The sequence below is a fragment of the Halorubrum persicum genome (assembly GCF_002727125.1).
GTDB classification, from domain to species: Archaea; Halobacteriota; Halobacteria; order Halobacteriales; family Haloferacaceae; genus Halorubrum; species Halorubrum persicum.
Genome location: NZ_NHOA01000013.1, coordinates 1 through 17,705, shown reverse-complemented (window position 1 = coordinate 17,705; position 17,705 = coordinate 1). Strand labels below are relative to the sequence as shown.

At 68.0% G+C, this 17,705-nt stretch carries 16 protein-coding genes; 6 read left to right on the top strand and 10 right to left on the bottom strand.

Annotated elements, in window-relative coordinates; translation table 11 throughout:
• Positions 1-1,301: acetyl-CoA hydrolase/transferase C-terminal domain-containing protein (locus DJ69_RS02220; RefSeq protein ID WP_099254118.1), on the top strand; the 1,301-nt coding region annotated here is incomplete at its 5' end.
• A 75-nt stretch (positions 1,302-1,376) separates the two neighbouring features.
• On the opposite strand, the gene DJ69_RS02215 is transcribed toward DJ69_RS02220, so the two are convergent.
• From DJ69_RS02215 to DJ69_RS02180, 8 genes are all read right to left on the bottom strand, one after another.
• Complete coding sequence (locus tag DJ69_RS02215; RefSeq protein WP_099254117.1) at positions 1,377-1,610, bottom strand: hypothetical protein; 234 nt, start codon at positions 1,608-1,610, stop codon at positions 1,377-1,379.
• A complete protein-coding gene (locus tag DJ69_RS02210) occupies positions 1,607-3,598 on the bottom strand; it encodes a TRAP transporter permease (RefSeq protein ID WP_099254116.1) in 1,992 nt (663 codons plus the stop codon). Before DJ69_RS02210 ends, DJ69_RS02215 begins: the two co-directional genes overlap by 4 nt.
• Before the next feature lie 154 nt (positions 3,599-3,752).
• Positions 3,753-4,898 carry a TAXI family TRAP transporter solute-binding subunit gene (locus tag DJ69_RS02205; protein ID WP_099254115.1) on the bottom strand — a complete coding sequence of 382 codons (1,146 nt, stop codon included), beginning with the start codon at positions 4,896-4,898 and terminating at the stop codon, positions 3,753-3,755.
• Between the two features lie 110 nt (positions 4,899-5,008).
• Positions 5,009-5,437: a universal stress protein gene (locus DJ69_RS02200; RefSeq protein ID WP_099254114.1), complete on the bottom strand. Its 429-nt coding sequence runs from the start codon at positions 5,435-5,437 to the stop codon at positions 5,009-5,011.
• Positions 5,438-5,494: 57 nt separating this feature from the next.
• A complete protein-coding gene (locus DJ69_RS02195; RefSeq protein ID WP_099254113.1) occupies positions 5,495-6,316 on the bottom strand; it encodes a fumarylacetoacetate hydrolase family protein in 822 nt (273 codons plus the stop codon).
• A 3-nt stretch (positions 6,317-6,319) separates the two neighbouring features.
• Positions 6,320-6,667 (bottom strand): cupin domain-containing protein, encoded by a 348-nt coding sequence (locus tag DJ69_RS02190; protein ID WP_099254112.1) that lies wholly within the window; start codon positions 6,665-6,667, stop codon positions 6,320-6,322.
• Entirely contained in the window at positions 6,664-7,452 is a 789-nt protein-coding gene (locus DJ69_RS02185) for an SDR family oxidoreductase (protein ID WP_099254111.1), read from the bottom strand. The genes DJ69_RS02190 and DJ69_RS02185 overlap by 4 nt, the downstream gene beginning before the upstream one ends.
• A gap of 62 nt (positions 7,453-7,514) precedes the next feature.
• The gene (locus DJ69_RS02180; protein ID WP_099254110.1) at positions 7,515-8,855 is read right to left on the bottom strand and encodes a DUF362 domain-containing protein; all 1,341 of its coding nucleotides are present in this window, start codon (positions 8,853-8,855) and stop codon (positions 7,515-7,517) included.
• 92 nt (positions 8,856-8,947) lie between these two features.
• On the opposite strand from DJ69_RS02180, the gene DJ69_RS02175 reads away from it, so the two are divergent.
• From DJ69_RS02175 to DJ69_RS02165, 3 genes are all read left to right on the top strand, one after another.
• Entirely contained in the window at positions 8,948-10,057 is a 1,110-nt protein-coding gene (locus tag DJ69_RS02175; RefSeq protein ID WP_099254109.1) for a mandelate racemase/muconate lactonizing enzyme family protein, read from the top strand.
• 33 nt (positions 10,058-10,090) lie between these two features.
• Positions 10,091-11,308 (top strand): mandelate racemase/muconate lactonizing enzyme family protein, encoded by a 1,218-nt coding sequence (locus DJ69_RS02170; protein ID WP_099254108.1) that lies wholly within the window; start codon positions 10,091-10,093, stop codon positions 11,306-11,308.
• 101 nt (positions 11,309-11,409) lie between these two features.
• Positions 11,410-12,570 carry an acyl-CoA dehydrogenase family protein gene (locus tag DJ69_RS02165; protein WP_099254107.1) on the top strand — a complete coding sequence of 387 codons (1,161 nt, stop codon included), beginning with the start codon at positions 11,410-11,412 and terminating at the stop codon, positions 12,568-12,570.
• A gap of 124 nt (positions 12,571-12,694) precedes the next feature.
• On the opposite strand, the gene DJ69_RS02160 is transcribed toward DJ69_RS02165, so the two are convergent.
• Complete coding sequence (locus tag DJ69_RS02160) at positions 12,695-13,945, bottom strand: MFS transporter (RefSeq protein WP_099254106.1); 1,251 nt, start codon at positions 13,943-13,945, stop codon at positions 12,695-12,697.
• 189 nt (positions 13,946-14,134) lie between these two features.
• Between DJ69_RS02160 and DJ69_RS02155 the strand changes: the two genes are divergently transcribed.
• Positions 14,135-14,920 (top strand): IclR family transcriptional regulator, encoded by a 786-nt coding sequence (locus DJ69_RS02155; RefSeq protein ID WP_099254105.1) that lies wholly within the window; start codon positions 14,135-14,137, stop codon positions 14,918-14,920.
• A gap of 776 nt (positions 14,921-15,696) precedes the next feature.
• Here the strand turns inward: DJ69_RS02155 and htpX are convergent.
• Positions 15,697-16,569 (bottom strand): zinc metalloprotease HtpX, encoded by an 873-nt coding sequence (gene htpX / locus DJ69_RS02150; RefSeq protein ID WP_099254104.1) that lies wholly within the window; start codon positions 16,567-16,569, stop codon positions 15,697-15,699.
• A 101-nt stretch (positions 16,570-16,670) separates the two neighbouring features.
• Between htpX and DJ69_RS02145 the strand changes: the two genes are divergently transcribed.
• Positions 16,671-17,609 carry an NAD-dependent epimerase/dehydratase family protein gene (locus DJ69_RS02145; protein ID WP_099254103.1) on the top strand — a complete coding sequence of 313 codons (939 nt, stop codon included), beginning with the start codon at positions 16,671-16,673 and terminating at the stop codon, positions 17,607-17,609.
• Positions 17,610-17,705: the final 96 nt, after the last annotated feature.

Sequence of the window (17,705 nt, the reverse complement as noted above, 5' to 3'; positions counted from 1 at the left end):
CCCGCGACCTCTCGCTCACGCTGGTCTCCAGCGGGAAGGTCGGCGACGAGATCGACGTCGAGCTCATCGACTCCGGCCAGGTCGATCGCCGCTTCACCTACCAGTCGTCGCGGGTCGCCCGCGAGAAGAGCAACACCCGCGAAATCGCCTTCAGCGACCGCAACGCCTCGTCGATCGGCGACGAGGTCCAGTACGGCGGGCTCGTCGACCCCGACGTCGCCGTCGTCGAGGCGGTCGCCGTCGGCGAGGACTGGTTCGTCCCCTCCACCTCGCTCGGGCAGGTGCCCGCGTTCGTCGAGGCGGCCGACGCGCTGTACGTCGAACTGAACCGCCACCAGCCGCTCGAACTGCAGGCGCTCCACGACGTGTACCGCCCCGACGCGCCGCCGGACCGCGGACCGATCCCGCTGTCCGCCCCCGGAGAGCGCATCGGCACGGCACACGTCGGGTTCGCCCCCGAGAAGCTCGCGGGCGTCGTCGAGACGGAGATCCCCGACTCGACGTACACGTTCCGAGACCCGACCGACGACGACCTCGCGATCGCCGCCAACCTCGGACAGTTCCTCCGTGCGGAGCTCGAGCGCTCGGCCGTCTTCGACGACGCGGTCCACCTCCAGTTCGGCGTCGGCTCGGTCGGAAACGCCCTGATGAGCGAACTGCAGGCGCTCGACTTCGGCGACCGCGAGGTGCACTACTTCGGCGAGCTCATTCAGGACGGTCTCTTCGATATGCTCGACGCCGGCGGGTTGGCGTCGGCGAGCGCGACCTCGCTCGCCCTCACCGACGAGGGGCAAGAGCGGCTCTTCGACGACGTGGAGCGCTACGCCGAGGACGTGGTGCTCCGCCCGGCCGACATCTCCAACCACCCCGGGCTCATCGACCAGTTCGGCGTGATCGGCGTCAACAGCGCCGTCGAGTTCGACCTCTATGGGAACGTCAACTCCACGCACGTCCGCGGCGAGCGCATGATAAACGGGGTCGGCGGCTCCGCCGACTTCAACCGGAACTCGCTGATCACGGTGTGCGCGCTCCCCTCGACGCTGAACGACGGCGCGGTGTCGCGGGTCGTTCCGCAGACCTTCCACGTCGACCACACCGAACACGACATCGACGTCTTCGTCACCGAACAGGGCGTCGCCGACGTGCGCGGCCTGTCGCCGGTCGAGCGCGCGGAACTGATCGTCGAGCGCTGCGCGCACCCGGCGTTCGCGCCCGAACTACGCTCGTACCTCGACGACGTCTCCGAGCGGGAGTACCACATCCCGCAGGACGTCGAGCGGGCCGCCGAGTGGTTCGAGTGAGCGCCCGTCGCCGACCGACCGCCGCTTCGACGTAAGAAACGAAGAAACGAACGCGGCCCGGCGGCGGCTACGGGCTCACAGGAGTTCGAGGAAGATGAGCAGCCACCAGACGTAGCCGCCGGCGAGCGTGAGCGCGGTGAGCAGTTCGAGGACGCCGACGTACGTCTCGCCGTGCGTCCGGCGGAACGCCTGCACCTTCTCGACTTGGCTCCACACCGGCATCAGCGGCTCCGGGATGATCTCGCCCAGCCCGCCGGCCTGCTGTGCGGACTCCTCGGCGACCGCCTCGGGGGAGTCGCCGTCGCTCATTGGCTCGCCCCCCTGCCGAACGGCAGTTTGAGACCGCGGATCATCACCTTCTCGGCGACGAAGACGGCGGCGAAGACGGCGATCCCCGCGATCTTCGCGACGTTGCTCGGGTACACCATGATGAGGACGCCGAGCGTCGCGAGCAGGGCTCGCGCGCCGATCTTCCGGCCGGGACGCATCTTGAACGGGTAGTTGAGCCCGTAGATGATCGTCACCGCGCCGAGCAGCACGAGCAGTCCGACGTACAGCGTGTATCCGCCGACGTCCATCGAGATCAGGCCGGGGTTGTAGACGAACGCGACCGGGAGGATGAACAGCGGCGCGGCGATCCGGATCGCGGCCCCGCAGGTCCGCCAGAAGTTCGCCTCCGCGATCCCCGCCGCGATCACCGCCGCGGTCGCCACCGGCGGCGTGATCCCCGCGAGGATGGCCGCGTAGAACATCGTGTAGTGGGCCGTGATCGGCTCGACGGCGAAGTCCGAGACGAAGGTCGGCACGATGAGGATGGCCACGATGACGTACGCGGCGACCGTCGGCATCCCGACGCCCATCAGGATGGCGACCGCCATCCCGAGCAGCACCGCGAACAGCAGCACGCCGCCCGAGATGTTGATGAGCAGCAGCGCGATCTTCGCCGGGATCCCGGTCGTGCTGAACAGGTTCACGACGCCGCTGATGACGACGAGGATGATCGCGATCGGCGCCAGGATGATCGCGCCGCGGCGGATCCCGTGGACGGTGTTTTTCACCTGCGTGACGAGCTCGCTGCCCGGCCCGACGCCGCTACTGTCCACGATCCGCTGGAGCGGCGGCATGAGCGTTCCGGTGATCATCATCGCGACCACCGTGTACAGCGCCGACGTCATCACGGTGTACTGAACGACGCCGAGGAGGTAGATGAGTATCGCGAACGGCACGCCGAAACGGAGCGCCTCGAACACCTTCTTCTCCGTCGAGAGCTCTTCGTCGAAGAACTCGGAGAACTCCATGTCCTGGCTGCTGGCGTCGGAGATCGCGAGGTAGTGGACCGCGATGGAGATCGACACGACCAGGATGGCGGCCGGCACGAGACCGGCGACGACGATGTCGAGGTACGGGACGCCGAGGTACGACGCCATCACGAACGCGGACGCCCCCATGACGGGCGGGAGCACCTGCCCGGACGTGGACGCGACCGCCTCGATACCCGCCGCGCGGTGTCCCTTCATCCCGGCCTCCTGCATCGTCGGGATGGTGAACGACCCCGTCATCGCCGCGTTGGCGGTGTACGAGCCGTTGATGGAGCCGATGACCGCCGAGGAGAGGACGGCGGTCTGGGCGATCCCGGACTCGATGTACTTCGCCGCCACGATGGCGACCCGCAAGATGAGGTCGAACGCGCCGTACGCGAACAGCAGCCCGGCGTACAGCAGGAACGGCGCGATCCACGAGGCCGTGATCTGCGTGAGGCTCCCGTAGAACCCGTACAGGTCGGTGACCGTCGCCTGGAGCAGCGTCGCTTGGTTCATCCCCGCGTGCCCCAGCACGCCCGGCACGACGTTCCCGAACATCGCGTACCCGAACACGGCGAAGATGAGTCCGAGGAACACGTTGCCGAACTCGCGCCACGTGAGGTACATCAGCGAGATGATGACCAGCCGCGCGAGCATGTACTCGTGGTCGAGCGCGTACCCCTGCCGCTGGAGATACACGTCTTGGAAGTTGAGCGCGAAGAACGCCGACGCGGTCATCAGCGCCAGCGACGCGGGGATCAACACGGCGCCGTCGATCCAGTCGCCGTCCGAAATCGCGGTCCGCGTCTCGTTGAGCGCGTACACGGTCAGGATACCGCCCACGAACGCGGTGGCGTACCGCACCTGCGAGATCGCCTGGGTCTGGGCCCAGTAGAGGACGCCGGCCCAGAACAGCAGCGCCGCCGCCGTGACCGTGACGTCGAGTCCCCGAAGCAGTCCGGATTCGGGGGCCGTCGAGGACGTTTCCGTACTCATTGGCGCCTGCGTACGTTAGAGAGGATGGTCGTCCGCCCGGGCGTGGTTGATAGTGTCATAGTTGGTGTCTGAGTTGTCGATTACGGATTGGATGATTTTAAATTACTGATCGGTACGCCCCGGAGAGCGGGAAGAAAGTCGGGTTACCGACCGATCAGGCGCTGTCGCCTTCGGTCAGGTTGTCGTCCCACGCGTCGTTGTCCTTGTAGTACTGCACTGCGCCGCGGTGGACCGGGATGTTCTCCCGAGCCGAGGCGAGCATGTCCGCGGTGGACTCGAAGTCGTTGAACTGCTCTTCGCCCTCGTTGACCGTGTCGTTGTGCTCGTCGACGACGCGGCACAGCTCGTAGACGGCGTCGGGGTTCGCCTCGGGGTTGAACGTGTAGTTCACCTCGAGGTTCCAGTGGAACACTTCGTCGGTGCCGATGTCGGCGTCGGCGATGGACCAGTCGGCGTAGCTCGTGGTGCCCGTCCCGGCGCCCGGGTACGACTCGGCCGACTGGCGGAGCGCGTCGGTCGGCTCGACGTAGTGGATGTCGATGCGGGAGGCGATCTCCTGAACGAACCCGGTGTACCGCACGCCGGGGGTCCCGTACGCGATACAGGCGTCGATGTTACCCTCCTCCATCGCACCGGGCGCGGAGTCGACGCCCATGTTCTGGATGTTCATCTGGTCGTAGATGTCGGCCGTCGGGTCCTGCGACCAGACGTCGAGGGTCGTCGCGCGCGTCGAGTACCCCGGCTCGGCCGGGTAGACGTTCGCGCCGGCGAGGTCGTCGAACGTCTCGATCCCCGTGCCGTCACGGGCGATGACGTAGATGCTGTACGGGAACGCGTAGAACCCGTACTGCGGGATGCGTTCGACGGGCTGCTCCGAGAACGCGCCGGTCTCGTCGAGCGCCTTCGACAGCGAGTTGTTGTCGGTGATGCCGGCGTTGAACTGGTTGTTCGCCATCCGGCGGATCGTGCCGATGTACCCCGGGCTCTCGATCGTCGAGTAGCTCAGGGTGTCGCTCTCTTGGCTGACCGCCCGCTCGACCGCGAGCCCGACGTCTTGGGTCCCGCCGGCGGATGTCCCGACGCGCAGCGTGAGATCCTGACTTCCGCCGTCGGAGCCGTCCGATCCGTCGGAGCCGTCGGAACCGTCCGATCCGTCGGAACCGTCCGACCCGTCGGAGCCGTCAGACCCGTCGGAGCCGTCGCCACCGTCGCCCCCACCGCTACATCCAGCGAGTCCGGTGATGCCTACCGCACCCGTGCCGTACAGGAACCGCCGCCGATCGATCGACTTGTCTGCCATGTTCAACCGTGACCAGTTCGTCCATCATTAACAATGTATCTGTTTATTCCAGTTCGAAAACGGAGAATATTCATTTCGTGATCTTCGCTATACAGGTTCCGTCCCGCTGTTTACTCGTCGAGGATCACCGTCACCGGGCAGCCGGCTCCGAGCAGCACCGACTGGGTCGTGCTCCCGAACAGCATCTTCCCGGTCGGACTCCGGCGGCGCCCGCTCATGGTGATGCCGTCGACGTCGAGCTCCGCGGCGACCTCGACGATCGTGTCGGCCGGGTCGCCGTGTTCGCGCCGTCTGACCGTCTCGACGCCGGCCTCCGCCAACCGGTCCTCGACGACGTCGACGCTCTCGGGGTAGTTCTCCTCGTTCCACACGTCCTCGGAGTTGACGCGACCGGCCTCGCCGCTGACCTCGAACCCCTCGTAGACGTTGAGTATCACCGCCTCGACCTCCTCGGCGGCGTTCGGCAGCGACGCCACGGCGTCCGCTGCGGCCAGTTCGTTATCCGAGTCCCCACCGACGGGAAGCAGTACGCGGTACATGCGAGAACCTAACCGAACAGCGGGTAATAAAACTGCCTGCGGTCGGGATGCCCGCCCCTACCGCGTCACCGGCGCGTCGACGGTCCCGATCGACTCGACGACCGCGCGCACCTCGTCGCCGGGGTCGATCGGCGCCGCGCCGGGCGTTCCGGTGCTGAACAGATCGCCGGGCTCCAGCGTCATCACGTCGGAGTGGAACGAGACGATCTCCGCCGGCGGGAACAGCATGTTCCGGATCTCGTTTTCGGCCCGCACCTCACCGTTGACCTCGGTCCGCACCGAGAGGCGCTCGAGGTCGAGCGGCTCCTCCGGCACCGCGAGCGCGGCGCCGGGAACGAGGAACGTGTCGTAGCTCTTCGCTCGCGTGAGGAACCGCGGGTTCCGCTGGAGCACGTCTTCCGCGGTCATGTCGATGACGGGGAGGTAGCCCGCCACCACGTCGTCGACCGTGGCCTCGTCGACGTTCCGGCACGTCCGCCCCATCACGACCGCCAGCTCCGCCTCGGCGGTCACCCGCTCGCTCTGCGACTCCGGCGGCAGTCGGATCGGGCCCCCCGGCCCGGTCAGCACCGACGACGGCTTCATGAAGCTCGCCGGCTCCTCGGGGCGCTGCTCGTCGAGGTCGCCGGCGTGCTCCTCGTAGTTCAGGCCGATCCCCCACAGCTTCCCGAACGATTCCAGCGGCGCGCCGAACGACACGTCCCCGGCCGGGACGGGGTCGGCGGTCGCGTCGGCGACATCGCCGAGCGTCCCCGCGGCCGCCCGTGGGAGGGCGTCGCGGACGGTCTCGATGTCGGGTTCGACGGCAGCGAGCGGGACGTACCCCTCGTCGTCACCGAGCAGGGGGGTTCCGGTCGCGGTGCGTGCGAGGTACTTCATCGCTCACTCCTCGCGGTCCGTCCAGAAGTCGAACGAGCGGCCGGGCGCGAACACGTCGAGCCCGACCGCGCGCTCGTCGCCGGTGTTCTCCACTCTGTGGGTCTCGTTCGACTCCAGGAGCACGGAGTCGTTCTCCTGGAGCGCGACCGAGTCGTCCTCGGTCGCGACCGTGAGCTCGCCCTGCAGGCAGAGGCAGACCTGCTCGTTCTCGTGGTCGTGCATCGGCGAGCTGTGGCCCGGCGGCTTCTCGAACCACTCGAAGGAGAACCGGTCGCTTCCCGCCATCGACACGCGCCGCCACCCCTCCTCGGGCTCGTACGTCTCCGCCTCGTCGAACGCGACCGGCTTCATAGGTTCGCTCCGGTGGAGCCGCCGTCGATCGGGAGCGCGGTGCCGTTGACGTACCCGGACTTCGGCGACGAGAGGAACACGACCGTGTTGCCGAGCTCCATCGGGTCGCCGATGCGTTCGAGCGGATTCTGTGCCCAGTCGTCGAGCCCCTCCTCGTAGGAGTCGTAGTCGCCGCGCTCGACGGCCGCCTCGACGAGGTCCCGGATCCGGCTCGTCTCGTGGGGGCCCGGGAGGACGGCGTTGGCGCGTACCTCCGGGGCGAACTCCTTCGAGAGCGTCTTCTCCAGCCCGATGACGCCCATCCGGACCGAGTTCGACAGCACGAGGCTGTCGATGGCCTCCTTCACGCTGCGGGAGGTGACGTTGACGATGGTGCCGCCGTCGCCCTCCTTGAGGTGCGGATACGACTCCCGCGCCAGCCGAACGACGCTCATCACGAGCAGGTCGAAGGCGTACTGCCAGTCCTCGTCGTCGGTGTCGAGGAAGGCGCCCGAGGGCGGCCCGCCCGCGCTGGTCACGAGGTGGTCGATCGTGCCGAACTCGTCGACGGTCGCCTCCACGAGCGCCGCGACCTCGTCGGCGTCGGTCAGGTCCGCCGGCTGCGCGACGACCTCGCCGGTCGCGACCGCCTCGACCTCTTCTTTGGCGTCCGCCAGCCGCTCCTCGTCGCGGCCGTTGATGACGACGTCTACTCCCTCTCGGGCCAGCGCCTTCGCCGATGCCTTCCCGAGTCCACTGGACGATGCGGTCACGAGTGCGACGTTCCCGTCGATCTGTAAGTCCATGCCTCACACATCCGGAGTCCGGCGTGAAAACGTTTCCCTACAGGCAAGCGGGCGGACCGCCCTCACGCGCCCGACCCGCCCGTCGGGTCGGCCTCGGACTCCGCGGTTTCGTCATTGAACTCCGCCGTTCCGTCGTCGTATCCCACCGTCTCGCGCCCCACGACCGTCGTCGCCGCGGGGAGGTCCGCGACCACCGCGTCGGAGACGCGGAGCTCGCCGAGGTCCTGCGTGTTCCGGATCCAGACGATCCGGACGGTCTCGGGGTCGTACCCTCCGAGCGCCGCCAGCGCGGTCCGGAGCGCGAACTCGTCGTCGGGCGCCACCACCGGGAGCTTCGACTTCGCGAGCGACCCGCTGGTGAGCGCGTTGGCGTACGTCTTCTTCAGGTCGAGCTGGTCAACCGCGGCCTGTCGCGTGAGGTCGGCGAGCCCGATCCCGTTGCCGTTCGCCTTCGTCGCCTCCGTGAGCCCTCGGACGTAGATGAGGTCGATGTCCGGGGTCTCGGGGTCTGGCGCGTTGAGCACGCGGTAGCGACCGATGACGTTCGTGTCCATCCCGGCGCCCGAGATCTCCTTGCCGATCTCGTCGACGACGAGCAGGTCGACGTCGTCCACCGGGAGCGTCGGCATCTCGTCGTACGCGCGTTCCAACAGCTCCGGCTCGCGGTCGAGGAACGATCCCGCGGGGACGGCTTCCAGGTGACCGATCTCCTCCTCGAAGTTCTCGACGAGCGCGATCCCGCCGACCAGCGGCGTCTCCCGCTCGATGACCTCGAGCGCGGCGGTCAACGCCTCCACGTACCCTTCGGCGATCGCCGTCGAGTGGAACGACTTCGCGCCGCGCTGCTTGCCGAGCCCGACGACCGTCATCTTCGCGAGCCCGCTCTCTATCGGTCCGGTGAAGTTGGTGTGCGCCTTCACGCGGTTCACCACGAGGGCGGCGTCGGCTTCCGACGCCGCTTCCGAGAAGTACACCGGCAGGTCGGCGTCGCCGACGGGCACCGTCTCCAGCTCCGCGGCGGCCATGCGCGCGTCGATCGGCGCGCCGACCGCCTCCTCGGTGATCCCGAGCGCCTCCAGCACCTCGCGCTGCCCCTCCGGGGTCGCGCCGCCGTGGCTGCCCATCGCGGGGACCACCACGGGGTCGAACCCCCGCTCGGCGAGTCGGTCGACGACCGCCGCCGCGACCTCGTCGATCCGGTCGATCCCACGGCTGCCGACCCCGACGGCCACCCTCGCGCCCTCGGGGAGGTCGTCGAGATCGAGCGCGTCGGTCGCCTCGCGGGCCGCCCCGACCGGATCGTCGAGGCGCTCCGTCCGCGGCTCGTACCGGACCCGCGCGAACTCCGGCAGCGGCTGCGGGTCGATGAGGTGGTCGACGTCGGCTCGGTCGGGAAACTCCATGTGGGGTCCCTCGCAGCCCCGGTACAAAAGCTGCGGGTGAGAGGTTTGCCGATACAGCGGGCTACTAGTACCCGTGTGACGCCGCAGCACACATGCAGATAACCGAAGTCGAGTCGTTCCCGATCAAGCTGCCGCTGGAGTCGCCCGTCTCCTTCTCCAACCGGACGCTCACCTATCGGGACCACGCGATCACGTACGTACGGACGGACACCGGCCACGAGGGCGTCGGCTACTCGCTGGGATACGAGGGGGCCGGCCTCATCGCCGACGCGGTCGAGTCGATGCTCGAACCGCTGCTCGTCGGCGAGGACCCCCGCGACACCGAACGGCTCTGGCACAAGATGTACGACGGCAACGTGCAGATCGGCCGTACCGGTCTCTTCTTGCGCGCCATCTCGACGGTCGACATCGCGCTCTGGGACGTGAAGGCGAAGGCGGCCGACATGCCCCTCCACAAGCTGCTCGGCGGCCACTCCGAGTCGGTACCGTCGTACGCCAGCGGCGGCTACTACCGCGACGACAAGGGTCACGAGGCGCTGCGCGGCGAGATGCGGCGCTACCTCGACGAGGGCCACGACGTGGTCAAGATGAAGGTGGGTCGCCTGTCGGCGGCGGAGGAGGCCGAACGCGTCGCCGCGGTGCGCGACGAGATCGGCGACGAGCGCACCCTCCTGCTCGACGCCAACGGCGTCTGGGGGTCCACCACGGAGGCGCTCCGCAACTGTCGGGCGTTCGAGCCGTACGACCCGTACTTCATCGAGGAGCCCGTGATGATCGACCGCGTCGACACGATGGCCGAGGTGAACGACGGGATCGACTACCCCGTCGCCACCGGGGAGCTGGAGGGGACGCGACACAACTTCGCCCGACTCGCCGACACCGGGGCGGCGACGATCCTCCAGCCCGACGTCACCGTCTGCGGCGGGGTCACCGAGTGGCTGAAGATCGCCAACCACGCCTCGGCGTACGACATCCCCATCGCGCCCCACTACAACTGGAACATCCACGCCTCCCTGCTCGGCGCCATCGAGAACGGCCTCTGGGTCGAGTACTTCTACCGCGACATGGACGTGAAGGCGTTCGACGACGTCGTCGCCGATCCCGTCACACCCGGCGACGACGGGACTATCGGGCTGCCGGACCGTCCCGGTCACGGCGTGCCGCTCGACAAGGACGCGCTGCGGCGGTTCAGAGACGACTGACCCACTCCGACACACAACACCGACACACTACATATGCGAGACTACTCAGACCAGATCGACACCCGCGACCCGGACCGAGACGTACAGATCACCGGCCTCGACGCCTGCGTCGTCGAGGGGAACTTCGAGTGGAACCTGATCAAAGTGGAGACCGACGCCGGCGTCACCGGCATCGGCGAGGCGTACCGCGGCGGCGGCGTCCCGGAGCTCGTCGAGTACACCAACCGGTTCCTCGTCGGCGAGAACCCCCTCGACGTCGAGCGGCTCGTGCGGTACATCTTCCAGGAGATGTCGGGCCACGGCGGCACGACCGGGAAGGTCGTCACCGCGACCTCCGGCATCGAGATCGCGCTGCTCGATGCCGCCGGGAAGATCCTCGGGCTCCCCGTCTACCAGCTGCTCGGCTCGAAGTACCGCGACGAGGTCCGCCTCTACTGCGACTGCCACGCCGGCGAGGCGTACGCGGTGGAGGACGGCGCGACCGCCTACGCCGACGCCGAGGCGTACTCCCCCGAGGCGTACGCCGCCGAGGCCGCCCGCGTCACCGACATGGGCTTTTCGGCGCTGAAGTTCGACCTCGACCTGCCGGCCGACAACGAGAACGACCCGTACAACGGGCGCTTGACGAACGCGGCGATCCGGGAGAAAAAGGAGATCGTCGCGGCCGTGCGCGAGGAGATCGGCTACGACGTCGACCTCGCCTTCGACTGCCACTGGGACTACTCCGTCGAGAGCGCGAAGCGGCTGGCTCACGAGCTCGAGGAGTTCGACCTGATGTGGCTCGAGGACCTGATCCCCCCGGAGAACATGGACGCCCAGAAGGAGGTGACGAAGGCGACGCGCACCCCCGTCGCGACCGGCGAGAACCGGTTCCGCGTGTTCGAGCTGTCGGACCTGATCTACGAGCACGGCGTCGACGTCGTCACGCCCGATCCGGCGACGGTCGGCGGGCTCACGGAGACGATGCGGATCGCCGACCGCGCCGAGGAGAACTACATGCCGATGTCCCCGCACAACGTCTGTAGTCCGGTGGGGACGATGGCCTGCGTCCATCTCGGCGCGGCCACGCCGAACTTCGACCTGCTGGAGTACCACGCGCTGGAGGTCGACTGGTGGGACGACCTGCTGGCGCGCGACGAGCCGCTGATCGAGGACGGTCGGATCGCGGTGCCGGAGTCGCCCGGTCTCGGGATCGAACTCGACACGGACGTGGTCGAGGAGCACCTCCTCGAGGGGACGACCGGGTTCTGAGCCGGCGCTCCGGGAACGATCGCGGCGCGCGATCCCGGGAGAACCCGGCCGCTCGGCGAGCGAGACTATACTTATTTATCCTTGGGATCGCAAGCATTCGTATGCTCGATTACTTCGACATGGAGTCGACCCTGTCCGAAGAGGAGCGCCTGCTCGTCGACTCCGCCCGGTCGTTCATCGACGGCGAGGTCGACGACGTGGGCCAACACTGGATCGACGGCACGTTCCCCAAAGAGATCATCCCGAAGATGGGCGAGATGGGGTTTTACGCGCCGAACCTCGAGGGGTACGGCCTGCCGGGCGTCAGCGAGCGGGCTTACGGCCTGCTGATGCGCGAGCTGGAGGCGTGCGACTCCGGGCTGCGATCGATGGCGAGCGTGCAGGGCGCGCTGGTGATGTACCCGATCCACGCGTTCGGCAGCGAGGAGCAGAAGGAGGAGTGGCTTCCCAAGCTCGGCACCGGCGAGGCGGTCGGCTGCTTCGGGCTCACCGAGCCGGAGCACGGGTCGAACCCCTCCGCCATGGAGACGCGCGCCGAGGCCGACGGGGACGACTACGTGCTCAACGGGTCGAAGACGTGGATCACGAACTCACCCATCTCCGACGTCGCCGTCGTCTGGGCGAAGGACCACACCGAGGACGGCACCCCCGTTCGCGGCTTCCTCGTCGAGACCGACCGCGACGGCGTCACTACCAACAAGATCGACGAGAAGCTCAGCCTGCGCGCGTCGATCACGGGCGAGATCAGCCTCCAAGACGTTCACGTCCCGGCGGAGAACCGCCTCCCCGGCGTCGAGGGGATGAAGGGGCCGCTGTCGTGTCTGACGCAGGCCCGCTACGGCATCGCGTGGGGCGCCATCGGGGCGGCACAGGACTGCTTCGAGACCGCTCGGCAGTACGCGACCGACCGCGAGCAGTTCGGAAAGCCGATCGGCGGCTTCCAGATGCAACAGCAGAAGCTCGCGGAGATGGCGACGCAGATCACGCTCGCGCAGCTGCTCGCCCACCGCCTCTCGGAGCTCAAGGAGGCCGGCGAGATGCGGCCGCAGCACGTCTCGATGGCGAAGCGCAACAACGTCCGCATGGCCCGCGACCAGTCGCGGATCGCCCGCGAGATGCTCGGCGGCAACGGGATCACGGCCGACTACTCACCCATGCGCCACATGGCGAACATGGAGACCGTGTACACCTACGAGGGCACCCACGACATCCACACCCTGATCCTCGGCGAGGACCTCACCGGGCTGCAGGCGTACCAGTAGTCGCTCGCCGTTCGCGACTGTCGGCTTCTTTGCGGCTTGATCTCCTCGATCTGATCTCCTCCGCGACCTGATTTCGCAGCCCCTCGTACCCGCCGGTGTCGGCGACTCGGGGCGCCTGCGAGCGCTACTCGTCCATCCGGATCGGCGGCGACGCGCTCATCAGGAGGAGGCAGGCGACTCCGACGCCCGCGCCGAGGAGCCCGGTGCCGACGCCGACCGCGCGGACGGCCGCCTCGAACCCGAGCGACCGGGTCGAGACCGCGACGGCGACGCCCATGACGATCGGAGTCGCCGTCGCCGCCGCGCGCCCGCTCCCCTCGCCGAGGCTGACGAGCCCGCCCCGCAGGTCCGCCGGCGGAAGCGTCGTGATGACGCTCCGGTAGATGGAGAGCACGAGCCCGAAGCCGGCGCCCATGAACACGACGCCGACGGCGGCGACCGCGAGCGACCGGGCGAGAAAGACGAGCGCGAGGCCGACGCCCATCGAGAGGTTCATCGCCACGAGCGGGTAGAGCCGGTCGTCGAAGACGTCGGCGATCCGACCCGCCTGCGTCGCCGCGAGCGCGTACGTGAGGCTCGCGAGCGCCGCGAGCACCCCCGCCTCCGCCGGCGTGCCGCCGAGCACGTCGACGACGAGGATCGAGTTGTAGGTGAGGAAGCCGAACCACGCGACGTTCGCGCTCCCCCGCGCGACGACCATGGTCCACGCCCGCCGTTGCGCGACGAGCGCGCGCATGTCGCCGACCTGCGTCCGGAGCCCCGCCTCCCCGTTCCCGTCCGCCGTCTTGTCGAGCGGCTCCTCGAAGTACGCGTAGACGACGGCCGCGATCGGGAAGGAGATGGCGTACAGGAGGAACGGGTACTGCCACGCCATCCCGACGAGGACCCCGGCGGCCAGCGGAAACGCCGTCTGCGAGAGTCCGGAGCCGGTGAATCGGAGCCCCTGTGCGGTCGCCTCCTTCGTCCCCGCGTAGAGGTCGCCGAGGCTGGTGATGATGATGGGCGTGAGCGCGGCGAAGCCGACCCCCTGCAGCGCGCGCAGGGCGAGCGCCGCGGCGAAGGTGGAGACGAACGCGATCGCGGTGCCGGTGAGCCCGAACCAGAGGAGCCCGAAGATCAACACCGGTCGTCGCCCGTATCGGTCGGCGACCACGCCCGCGATCGGGATGACGACGATCGACGGCGCGGTGAACGCCGACATCATGAGCCCGATGTTCACCGTCGACGCCCCCAGCGGCTCGACGAGCGAGCCGAGCACCGGGGAGAGGAGGGCGGTGCCGAGCGGCGGGAGCACGTTGATCAGGAGCAGCAGCTGGAAGGGTCGCTCTCGGACGATTCCGGCGTCGGCTCCCGCGATCGACGAGGGCGATACCACGCTTGCGAGCAGGCGGGCGTCCGAATTAAACCTACGCGTTGGGGCAGTCGGTCGCGTCTCCCTGTTTGGACGGTCGGTCGCGTGTCGACGGCGGTGCCGCCGACTCCGTTTCCCAGTAACTCTGTCGCGGTCACCGATCATCGTTCGAAATGGTCGAACACTTATTTGCCCGGAGCGAGATCATCGATTATGAACGAAACGAGGTCTGACGCCGCGGAGGGGGACGTGGACACCGTACGGACCGCCGAAACGCTGTTCGATGTCGTGCAACGACTCACCGAGAACGACGGGGCGACGCTGGCGGAGCTGGCGGAGGAGCTCGACTACGCGAAGAGCACGGTCCACCGCCACCTCCAAACGCTGGAGCAGCTCGGCTACGTCGTCCAGCGCGACGACGGCTACCACGTCGGGCTTCGGTTCCTCGAGGTCGGCGTCACCGCTCGAAGCAGTTTCCGCGGGTACGACCTGGTGCGCCAGAAGGTCGAAGAGATCGCGGAGGCCACCGGCGAGCGCGCCCAGTTCTTCGTCGAGGAGCACGGGAAGGCGGTGTACCTCGCCCGCGCCGCCGGCGATCAGGCGGTTCGCACCGACCCCGGCCTCGGTAGTCGCATCCCGCTGTACGCGGCCTCGGCGGGAAAGGCGATCCTCGCCGAGCTGCCGGAGCCCGAGCTATTCGACATGCTCGAACGCATGTCGTTCGAGCCCGTCACGGACCACACCATCACCGACCCGGACGAGCTCCGCGCGGAGATCGAAGCCGGTCGGGAGCGCGGGTACTTCTTCAACAGGGAGGAGTCGCTCCGCGGGACCCACGCCGTCGGCGTCGCGATCTGCGGCCCGGACGGCGAGGTGATCGGCGGTCTCAGCGTCACCGGCCCCTCGCATCGACTGACCGGAGAGCGGTTCGAGTCCGAACTCCCCGACCTACTGCTCGGCGCGGCGAACGAACTGGAACTCAACATCGCACACTCCTGACACCGGATCCCGTCCGTTGCCCGGCGCGACGCGTTCGACGGTGTCGAACGACGCGTATTCCGCGTCCGCCACACTCAGAATAACATACGTACGCCTGTTATTCTGGCCGCCACAAACTGTGACGAGCCTCAGCGGAAGATCGACTCGCGCTCGCACCCGCACATCGAACTTGCGCTGGCCAAATACGCCTAAACTGATGGTTCTTCCGTACTATTTATATTGTGAAACATCTCGACAGTCCCGTTCGACCCTCTCCGCCGATCGACGGCGACGATGCACGTGTTCCTTCGCTGACTCACGCTGAACTCGTGAAGAAGCACGCTAAGGCGCCTCTCGTCGGCAAGCGTCTAATTACGGTTGAGGAGTTATCCGCTATCGATGTCTCATCGAGTATGCTATCGGATACTCGAATTATTCCGAGCTACGGCCGCCTAAACGCCTTTCTGACTTCGATCGCCGATCGCGCCGCGATCTCCAGTGTCACCCCGATTCGATCCGAGCCACCGCCCCATACTGCTGAAACTACCAAATGTTTGCTATAGTAACGCAGATTTGATGTTCGATATATGCACTCTTTCTCTCTGCCGACGGGCTATCGACTCCCCTCACTGGGGCTTCCCGACGCCTCGGCGGGACGTTCGCGGGGGTGGGCGATGCGACTAACCGCGCGGCGGATTACTCTTCGCGGAACGCGGTCGACTGCTTCGCAGCCGGTCGTGCGCGGACACGCTCCGGCGGTCAGAGAAAAAGGTGGGAAGACGAGCGGAAAACGCCGATCAGGCGGTCTCCATTTCGCGCTCGAGCTCGCGGAGGCGCTCGATCCGGTTCTCGGTCGACGGGTGCGTCGAGGCGATCTTGCCGACGAACCCCGCCTTGATCGGGATGATGAAGAACGCGTTCATCTCCGCCTCCTCGCGGAGGTCCTCTTTCGGGACGCGGTCCATCCGGCCGTCGATCGTCATCAGCGCGGACGCGAGCGCGCCGGGTTTCCCCGTGATGAGCGCCGCGCCGCGGTCGGCGGAGTACTCGCGGTACCGCGAGAGCGCGCGGATGAGCAGGAACGAGACGATCCAGACGAGGATCGACACGAGGATCGCGACGATGACCGGCGCGCCCTGCCTGTTGTCGCCGCTGAACAGCCACCCCCACCGCACGATGAAGAAGGCGATGGTCGAGAGGAACGACGCGATGGTCATCACCATCACGTCGCGGTTCTTGACGTGGGCGAGCTCGTGGGCGAGCACGCCGTCGAGCTCGTCGTCGTCCAGCGACCGGAGCAGTCCGGTCGTCACCGCGACGGTCGCGTTCTTCTTGTTTCGACCCGTCGCGAACGCGTTCGGCACCTGCGTGTCGGCGACGGCGACCGCCGGCTTCGGGAGGTCGGCCTGCTGGCTGAGCCGTTCGATCCGGCGGTGGAGGTCCGGATACTCCTCGGCGCTCACCTCGCGGGCGCCCATGCTCCGCAGGGCGAGCTTGTCGCTGAAGAAGTACTGCGCGAACGAGAACGCGCCGAACATCGCGAGCGTAAAGAGAATCCCGACGTTGAACACCTCAATCAGGACGCCGATGAACACGACGTAGAGGGCGAAGAGCAGGAACATCGTGAACCCCATTCGTCCACGGAGTCCCCAGTCTGTCTTCCATTCCATGCACGTGAGTTACTTCTCGGTGCGTTAAAGCCTGCCGGAGCCGGGGTACGGCTCCCCGACCGCGTCGGTGCGCTTTTCTCTCGCCCCGCCGACCCAAACGCATGGAGACCGTCCTCGTCACCGGCGGCCGCGGCGCCTCCGGTCGCTGGATCGTCGACCGGCTCGCGGACGACTACGAGGTGGTCGTCGTCGACTACGACCACCCCGGACCCGACGTCGACCCGGCCCCGCACGTCTCGTTCCGCGCGGCTGACCTCGCCGACCGCGGCGAGGCGCTCGACACCGTCCACGCCGTGGACCCCGACGCGGTCGTCCACTGGGCCGCGATCCCCGTCGCCGGTACCCATCCCGACGGTCGGGTGTTCGAGACGAACGTCCACGCCGCGAAGAACGTCCTCGACGCCGCCGGCCGCGCCGACGCCCGGATCGTGCAGGCGTCGAGCGACGGCGCGTACGGCTTCTTCTTCGCCGATCCGACGCCGTTCCCGGACGAGCTTCCGATCACCGAGGGGCACCCTCTCCGGCCCGAGGACCCGTACGGCCTCTCGAAGGTGACCGCGGAGGCGGCCGCGGGCGCGGTGGCGCGTCGCGAGAGCGTCCCGGCCGTGTCGATCCGCCCGTCGTGGATCCAGTTCCCCGGCGAGTACGCCTGCCGGAGCGACGAGTACGTCGGCGACCTCGACGCCGGCGCCGGCAACTTCTGGTCGTACGTCGACGCCCGCGACGTCGCCGACCTCGTCGCCGCCGCGCTCGCGGGCACGGCGGGGCCCGACCCCGCCGTCGATCCCGGCACTCACGAGGCGGTCAACTGCGTCGCCGCCGACAACGCGCTCGGGCGGCCCCTGCTCGATCTGTTACGGGAGGCGTACGGCGCGGCTCCGGCAGACTGCGAAACCGACGGGAGCGCGCTCGCCGAGGGCGACGACCGGGGCGCCTACGCGATCGCGAAGGCCGAGCGGCTGTTCGGGTGGACGCCGTCGCACTCGTGGCGCGAGGCGGCGGACGCCGAGGTCGACGAGCCGACGCTGTTCGAGCGGTAGATCGGGAGATCGTTATAAACAGGAAGTACGGTGGCGCACGCCTCCGAGCGCCTTGATAAGGGCGCGAGGAGCGCGTGCGAGGGAGCCCGCGGCCGC